The organism is Stieleria sp. (assembly GCF_041595215.1).
GTDB lineage: Bacteria > Planctomycetota > Planctomycetia > Pirellulales > Pirellulaceae > Stieleria > Stieleria magnilauensis.
Genome location: NZ_JBFHKV010000917.1, coordinates 1 through 3570 on the forward strand (window position 1 = coordinate 1; position 3570 = coordinate 3570).

4 protein-coding genes are annotated in these 3570 nt (G+C 61.0%); all 4 read left to right on the forward strand.

What is annotated here, in order from left to right:
* Nucleotides 1–708: substrate-binding domain-containing protein (locus ABX749_RS26210; RefSeq protein ID WP_372898605.1), on the forward strand; the 708-nt coding region annotated here is incomplete at its 5' end.
* 93 nt (nt 709–801) lie between these two features.
* Nucleotides 802–1746: a ribokinase gene (rbsK, locus tag ABX749_RS26215; RefSeq protein ID WP_372898606.1), complete on the forward strand. Its 945-nt coding sequence runs from the start codon at nt 802–804 to the stop codon at nt 1744–1746.
* 40 nt (nt 1747–1786) lie between these two features.
* Nucleotides 1787–2749, forward strand: coding sequence for a sugar ABC transporter substrate-binding protein (locus ABX749_RS26220; RefSeq protein WP_372898607.1), 963 nt, complete (start codon nt 1787–1789; stop codon nt 2747–2749).
* A gap of 23 nt (nt 2750–2772) precedes the next feature.
* On the forward strand, nt 2773–3570 hold a 798-nt coding region (locus tag ABX749_RS26225), incomplete at its 3' end, for an ATP-binding cassette domain-containing protein (protein ID WP_372898608.1).

A 3570-nucleotide genomic window follows, 5' to 3' on the forward strand; every position in this document is an offset into this window, starting at 1 on the left:
CCGGTCGGTGTGGTTCCGGATCATCTGGTCACTCTCGATCGGTCGGGATTGCCGGTCGTGGTCGCCGACCGTGTGTTTGACGGAATTGAATTGCCGAGTGTGACGTCGGACAATCGGACCGCGGCGCGAGCGGTGGCGGAGGTGTTGATCGAGCAGGGCCATCGCAAGATCGGTGTCCTGTCGGGCGTTCGTGACAGTTTGCCCGCCAAGACCCGGCTGCAAGGCTTGAACGATGCAGCCCAGCACGCGGGGTTCAACCTCGACCCATCGTATCTGGCGGGAAACGCGTTCACCGAGCAATCCGGCTACGACGCGACGCTCGAATTGTTGGATCGACATCCCGAGATGACCGCGATCTTTGCGATGTGCACGCCGGCGGCGATCGGTTCGATGCGAGCGTTGGCCGAACGCGGAATCGCGATCCCGCACGACATGTCCATCGTCGCCTTCGATGACCATCCCTTTGCCGAACTGATGAAAACCCCGCTGACCGTTTCGGTTCAAGACATTCCCCGACTGGGTCGACTGGCCACCGCAGTCTTGTTGAAGCGATTGAACGTGAATCCGAGCGCTGATTCCAGCGCTGAATCGAGCGGTCAAGAGCTGCCCCCGCTGAGCACTCCTTCGGAGCTGCAATCTGCCTCGTCGCTGTGGAAGGTCCCCACCACGCTCTTGCAGCGGTCGTCCGTTGCTGCCCCACGTCACTAACGCGACCATGCACCACCTTCGCGAACCGCTCCACGTTCGTTCCCTTTGAATTGTTTTTCGATTTCAACATCCTGCCGGCCGGCTGATCATTCCATGTCTTCCCCCGTTACAAGTCCCCACGAACGTTCCAAACCGAAGATTGCGGTGTTGGGATCCATCAACATGGATCTGGTGATTCGATGCGATCGGTTACCCAAGCCCGGCGAGACCGTTGCGGCTCGATCGATGACTGAAGTCCCCGGAGGAAAGGGTGCCAATCAGGCCGTCGCGGCGGCGCGCTGCGGTGGTGCGGTGCAAATGATCGGGCGTGTCGGCGACGACGGGTTCGGGCAAAAATTGCGCAACAACCTGCTGCAGGAATCGATCGATTGCAGTGCCGTCTTGACCGCCCAGGGGTGTGAAAGTGGACTCGCGATCGTCAGTGTCGAAAACAGCGGCGAGAACGCGATCATCGTGATCCCCGGAGCCAACGCGCGGCTGTCGGCCGAAGACATCCACCGCAGCGAATCCATCCTCGCCGGTTGCGACGTGTTGATGGTCCAATTGGAAACACCGCAGCCGACGGTGTTGGCGGGCATTCAAGCGGCCAAGCGGGCGGGGGCCAAAGTGATCCTGGATCCCGCTCCGGCGGCAACGCTTGCCGAGGAACTGTTCGACGTCGATCTGATCTGCCCGAACGAATCCGAAGCGACCGCGATCGTCGGCGGCCGTCTGGAAACGATCGATGACGCGGCCGAGATTGCCAAGCGTTTGCACGCCAAGGGGCCGGCGGCGGTCGCGATCACGTTGGGGGCGCGCGGGACCATGCTGTACGACGGGCAGACCGCTGAACTGATCGAGTCGATCAAGGTGGACGCCGTCGACACGACCGCCGCCGGTGACGCGTTTGCCGGCGCCGTGGCTGTCCGTTGGGCGCAAACCGGGTCGCTTCGCCAAGCCATCCAGTGGGCCAATCTGGCCGGTGCCCTGGCCGCCTCCCGCGCCGGAGCGCAGCCGAGTTTGCCGACCCATCAACAAATCGATTCCCTGTCTTCGTAGTGCTTTCTTCCCCGTTTCCTTTCCCGCCAACGAGTTTTCCATGCGTCACTTCTTGCTTCCGATCCTGTTCGCCGTCGCGGTGGCAGGATGTTCGTCGAAATCCGACACGTCGACTGCCCAGTCCAATTCGGGGGACACAAACGAGCGTCCCAAAGTCGCATTGATCATGAAGTCTTTGGCCAACGAGTTTTTTTCGACGATGGCCGAAGGTGCCAAGACGCACCAAAGTCAGCATGCCGATGAGTATGAATTGATCGTCAACGGCATCAAAGACGAACGAGACCTGAGCCGGCAAGTGGCGTTGGTGGATGAAATGGTTGCCGCCGGTGCCGACGCGATCGTGATCGCCCCGGCCGATTCCAAGGCGTTGGTCCCGTCACTGCGAAAAGCGATCAACAAGGGCGTCGTCGTGATCAACATCGACAACCAGTTGGACGCCGAAGTGCTTGCCAGCGAAGGCGTGACGATTCCGTTTGTCGGTCCCGATAACAAAGCCGGCGCGAAGCAGGTCGGTGACTACCTGGCTGGCAAGTTGGCCGCCGGCGACAAGGTGGCGATCCTGGAAGGCATTCGGACGTCGTTCAACGCTCAGCAGCGACTGGCGGGTTTCGAAGCTTCCATGAAAGCCGCCGGCGTCGAAATCGTTTCCAGCCAAAGTGCCGAGTGGGAGATGGCCAAAGCGAATTCCATCGCGGCGTCGATCTTGAGCGAGCATCCGGACATCAAAGCCATCTTGGCGGCCAACGATTCGATGGCACTCGGCGCGATCGCCGCGGTCAAGTCCGCCGGGAAGACGGGCGAGGTGCTGGTCGTCGGATTCGACAATATCTCCGCCGTCCAACAGGCCATTCGTGATGGAAAGATTTTGGCGACGGCCGATCAATACGGTGACAAGCTGGCGGTATTCGGGATCGAAACGGCGCTGCAATTGGTCAACGGCAAAACCGATCAGCCGAGTGACGTCGAAACGCCCGTCGACCTGGTGACGGCAGAAACACTGTGAGCGTTTTGTTGGATGCAGCCGGGATGACGAAACGTTACGGCAACGTGACGGTGTTGCGTGACGTCGACTTCGATTTGCGCAGCGGCGAGATTCACGCGCTGCTCGGGGCCAATGGTGCCGGAAAGTCAACGCTGTGCAAGATGATCGCCGGGCTGACCGAGGTGACCGCCGGCGGCATGCGGATCGAAGGTGACGTGTATGCACCGCATCACAAACAGGCTGCCGAATCGGCCGGCGTGCAGATCATTCAACAGGAATTGAACCTGATTCCCACGCTCAACGTCGCCGAAAACCTGCTGCTCAATCGGCTCCCTTCGTTCGCCGGGATCGTTTCAAGTCGCACGCTGCATCGCCAGGCACGCGCCGCACTGGACCGGTTGCAATTGGACGACGTGGACACCTACGCGTTGGTCAGCCAGCTCGGCGTCGGACATCGACAGATGGTGGAGATCGCCGCGGCGCTGGCACGCGAGTGCAAGATCCTGATTTTGGACGAACCCACCGCGGCGCTCAGTGGCAGCGAGACGCAGCTGTTGTTCGACCAGCTCAGTCAGCTGCGTGATCGCGGCGTCGGCATGATCTACATCTCGCACCGTCTGGACGAAGTCAAACAGATCGCCGACCGCGTCACCGTGCTGCGGGACGGACGTCACGTCGGCACCGAAACCGCCGAATCGATGAGTACCGACCAGATGGTCCAACGGATGAGTGGCGAGCTTGCCGATGAACGGTCCGACGAACAGCCGGATGCCGAAACCCGTCAACGCGCTACGTCGTCGTCGGTCTCGGCGGACGAATCAGATCAGCGTAACGATTCGACC